General features: G+C 44.6%; 6 protein-coding genes. All 6 read left to right on the top strand.

What is annotated here, in order from left to right; translation table 11 throughout:
- Positions 1 to 336: YceD family protein (locus ACOJS8_RS00115; protein WP_420146496.1), on the top strand; the 336-nt coding region annotated here is incomplete at its 5' end.
- Positions 337 to 413: 77 nt separating this feature from the next.
- Entirely contained in the window at positions 414 to 608 is a 195-nt protein-coding gene (gene rpmF / locus ACOJS8_RS00110; protein ID WP_077923042.1) for a 50S ribosomal protein L32, read from the top strand.
- A 145-nt stretch (positions 609 to 753) separates the two neighbouring features.
- Positions 754 to 1695, top strand: coding sequence for a phosphate acyltransferase PlsX (gene plsX, locus ACOJS8_RS00105; protein ID WP_420146495.1), 942 nt, complete (start codon positions 754 to 756; stop codon positions 1693 to 1695).
- A gap of 69 nt (positions 1696 to 1764) precedes the next feature.
- Positions 1765 to 2748, top strand: coding sequence for a beta-ketoacyl-ACP synthase III (locus ACOJS8_RS00100; RefSeq protein WP_420146494.1), 984 nt, complete (start codon positions 1765 to 1767; stop codon positions 2746 to 2748).
- Between the two features lie 87 nt (positions 2749 to 2835).
- The gene (gene efp / locus ACOJS8_RS00095; protein ID WP_420146493.1) at positions 2836 to 3399 is read left to right on the top strand and encodes an elongation factor P; all 564 of its coding nucleotides are present in this window, start codon (positions 2836 to 2838) and stop codon (positions 3397 to 3399) included.
- Positions 3400 to 3477: 78 nt separating this feature from the next.
- Positions 3478 to 3966, top strand: a complete 489-nt coding sequence (gene accB / locus ACOJS8_RS00090; RefSeq protein ID WP_420146492.1) for an acetyl-CoA carboxylase biotin carboxyl carrier protein — start codon at positions 3478 to 3480, stop codon at positions 3964 to 3966.
- The last annotated feature ends 38 nt before the right edge of the window (positions 3967 to 4004 follow it).

Here is a 4004-nt window from a genome sequence, read left to right as displayed (position 1 = left end):
GAGAGCGACCGGAGCCTTGATGACTATGATGAACCTGTTGATACGCAGCAGACGATGCTGCTTAAGTTTGGCGACCACAACGAGGAGCTGAGCGACGAGATTGAACTGATTGAGCGCAGTACGGCAACCATCAATGTAGCTCACTACATTTTTGAGTTTATTAGCCTGTCGCTGCCCATGAAGCGATTGCATCCCCGTTTTCGCGATGAGGATGATGCTGACGATGAGCAAAACGGTAAAGTAATTTACCGCTCTGACCCCGAAACGACAAGCGAAGACGAGCAGCCGGAGATCGATCCGCGCTGGGCGGCCTTGCGTAAATTGAGTGATAATTAATCTGTTTGTTGTTCACGGGCTTGTGTGTGATGGCCTTCGAACGATGAACCTAAAAACTATAAACTACAAACTGTTTTATGGCACACCCCAAACGACGCCACTCTAGCACCCGGCGCGATAAGCGCAGAACTCATTACAAGGCTACGGCCGTAACGCTCTCGACAGACGCCCAAACAGGTGAAGTTCATGAGCGCCACCACGCTCACGTTTTCGAGGGCAACTTGTTTTACAAAGGCCAGATGATCATTGAGAATTACGCTAAAACAGCTTAATTGTCATTCTATTATAAAGAGTATTTCGTTGACGTCTTCCTGAAGATGAACGCGAAATACTTTTTTATTGCCCGCCACCTCCCTATTTTTACGCGTATTTTTTGCTAGCCAGTATAAGCTGGGAGGTATTGAACAAACGGAGTCAATGAAAATTGCAGTGGACGCAATGGGTGGCGATTTTGCTCCCGAAGCTATTGTAGAAGGAGTTGTAATGGCCGCTGCCGAATTGTCGGAACATGTATCTATTGTATTGGTTGGTAAGCAGGCTCTTGTACAGGAATTACTTCAGAAACATGGGGCTAATGCAGCTATCAATATTGAGTTGGTGAATGCCGACGATGTTATTGACATGAGCGAGCACCCAACCAAAGCACTTTCACAGAAACCCAATTCCAGCATCGGAGTTGGGTTTAAGCTTTTGAAAGATGGCCAGGTTAGTGCCTTTTGTAGCGCCGGCAACACAGGAGCTATGCATGTAGGTGCGTTGTTCAGCATCAAAGCAATAGAAGGTATTTTAAGACCGTGCATTGCTGGTTTCGTTCCTCAGCTAACAGGCGGGCACGCTGTAATGCTCGACATCGGAGCCAACGCAGATTGCAAACCCGAAATGCTGGCTCAATTTGGTGAAGTGGGTTCCATTTATGCTCAATATATATTTGGTATTCAGCGGCCTCGTGTTGCGTTGATGAATATTGGCTCCGAAGAACAAAAGGGATCGCTGGTAGCTCAGGCCGCGCATCAGCTCCTGAAGGAAAACCGGCGAATAAATTTTGTTGGTAATATCGAAGGAGGTGATTTTTTTGAGGGCAAAGCCGACGTAATTGTTACAGAAGGCTTTACTGGTAACGCAATGTTCAAATTAGGAGAATCATTCTATACAATTGCCAAACAACGCGGTATTCGCGATGAGTTTATAGATAAAACCAACTATGAGTCTGTCGGAGGTAGTCCGATCCTGGGTGTTAATGGTAATGTCATTATTGCACATGGTATCTCCTCTCCGTTAGCTATCAAAAACATGATCAATCTGGCCATCCGGCAAGTTGAGTCCGACGCATACTCTAAAATTGCACAAGCACTGAGTTAGTTTTTCAGCTTACGATTTATGGTTTTCAAATAATGAGAACGAAAAGCCGTAGATTTTTTTACGCCACCTATGAGTAAAGCTGCCATAACTGGAATCCACGGCTATGTTCCCGACTATGTACTTACCAATGCAGAATTGGAGCGCATGGTGGATACTAATGACGAGTGGATCACGAGCCGGACAGGTATCAAAGAACGGCATATTCTGAAAGGTGAGGGGCTGGGGTCCGCACATATGGGGGTAAAGGCAGTACAGGGATTGCTGGAGAAATTGAATACAAAACCTGAAGAGGTCGATTTATTGATCTGTGCTACTACTACCCCCGATTATGTATTCCCCGGTACAGCTAACCTCATCTGCGATATGATTGGCATACGTAATGTTGGGAGCTTTGATATTCAGGCTGCCTGTTCAGGGTTTTTATATGCTCTGACAGTCGGGTCGCAGTTTATCGAAACCGGTAAATACAAAAAAATTATTGTTGTCGGGGCTGATAAGATGTCAGCTATAATTGATTACACCGATCGTACAACTTGTGTGCTGTTTGGCGATGGTGCCGGTGCTGTCATGCTTGAGCCCAATGATGAAGGTTTTGGCGTAATTGATTCGATCATTAAGTCGGATGGGGTTGGCCAAAATCATCTGTTTCAAAAAGCCGGAGGAAGCCGCTATCCGCCTACGCATGAAACGGTTGAAAAACGGTGGCACTACGTTTATCAGGACGGGCCGTCGGTGTTTAAATTCGCTGTTAAAAATATGGCTGACGTGTCGGCGGAAATCATGGAACGTAATCATCTTAAGGGTGAAGATGTTGCCTGGTTAGTCCCGCATCAGGCCAACAGACGTATTATTGATGCGACTGCCCATCGAATGGGAATCGATTCTGATAAGGTTATGGTGAATATCCACAAGTATGGCAACACCACAGCCGCAACTATTCCCCTCTGCTTATTTGATTATGAATCTCAACTGAAAAAAGGTGATAATTTAATTTTGGCCGCTTTCGGGGGAGGTTTTACATGGGGGGCTGCTTACGTAAAGTGGGCGTATTAACTTTATATGTGATGTATGATATAGAATTTATAAACTTTTATTACATACTATAGTATACATCATGCTTCTTACATCATACATTTTAACATGGCAACAACCGCAGATATCCGTAACGGACTAGTTCTGAACTTTAATAACGACCTTTTCCAAATAACTGAATTCCAGCACGTAAAGCCCGGTAAAGGAGCTGCATTTGTCCGTACTAAATTAAAAAGCCTGACTACCGGTCGAGTGATCGACAATACGTTCAACTCAGGAGTAACAATTTATCCGGTACGTGTTGAGCGCCGAAAATTCCAATACCTTTATAAAGACGAAGCGGGCTACAATTTTATGGACCAAGAATCATTCGATCAGATCAATCTCGATGAGAAAATCGTTGAAAATGCTGATCTTATGAAAGAAGGACAGGAAGTAGAAATGTTGATTAATGCCGAAAACGAAACTCCTCTGTCATGTGAACTGCCCCCCTTTGTTGAATTGGAGGTGACGTATGCAGAGCCAGGTATTAAAGGTGATACGGCCAATAGCCCTAAAAAGCGCATTGAGGTAGAATCGGGTGCAAAAATTATGGTGCCGCTATTTATTGATTCAGGTCAAAAAATTCGGGTTGACACCCGTACACGAGAATACGTAGAACGGGTAAAATAAACATCGTTAAACAGTTGGGAATAGATTAGTTAGAAATAATATTACTAACCTTTCTTTATTAACTGTGTGACTAAACATATGACAACACAAGACATACAGCAACTCATTGACTTCATTTCACAATCAGGTCTGGATGAGGTAAATATTGAGACAAATGACCTGAAAATCAGCGTCAAGCGATACGGCTCCGGCGCTCCTGCTGCCACCGCCAGTGTACCCGCGCCAGTGGCTTCAGCGGCTGTGCCAGCAGCTCAGACTCAGCCGGTAGCGCCAACGGCGGTATCTGCACCGACCCCTGTAGCCGCGCCTAAAGCCGATACGTCCAACTACGTTACCATCAAGTCTCCAATGATTGGTACGTTTTATCGGTCATCAAACCCAGAAACGCCTGCATTTATTGAGGTGGGCGATACCATCAGCGAAGGCAAAGTGGTATGCATTATTGAGGCCATGAAACTGTTCAACGAAATTGAGTCGGAAGTATCGGGCCGCATAGTGAAAGTGCTGGTCGAAAACGCTACGCCAGTTGAGTATGATCAACCGCTATTCTTAGTAGAACCCATTTAATTAATGCTTGAATGCTTGAATGAATTAATGATTGAATA

This window comes from Spirosoma sp., from assembly GCF_048594605.1.
GTDB lineage: Bacteria > Bacteroidota > Bacteroidia > Cytophagales > Spirosomataceae > Spirosoma.
Note: the sequence above shows the minus strand (reverse complement) of the source record. Positions and strands in the feature narration are given on the sequence as shown.

Bases quoted from the DNA above. Each gene is read 5' to 3' on its own strand.
- rpmF (WP_077923042.1), top strand. From the start codon at position 414: ATGGCACACCCCAAACGACGCCACTCTAGCACCCGGCGCGATAAGCGC.
- ACOJS8_RS00100 (WP_420146494.1), top strand. From the start codon at position 1,765: ATGAGTAAAGCTGCCATAACTGGAATCCACGGCTATGTTCCCGACTAT.
- efp (WP_420146493.1), top strand. From the start codon at position 2,836: ATGGCAACAACCGCAGATATCCGTAACGGACTAGTTCTGAACTTTAAT.
- accB (WP_420146492.1), top strand. From the start codon at position 3,478: ATGACAACACAAGACATACAGCAACTCATTGACTTCATTTCACAATCA.
- plsX (WP_420146495.1), top strand. From the start codon at position 754: ATGAAAATTGCAGTGGACGCAATGGGTGGCGATTTTGCTCCCGAAGCT.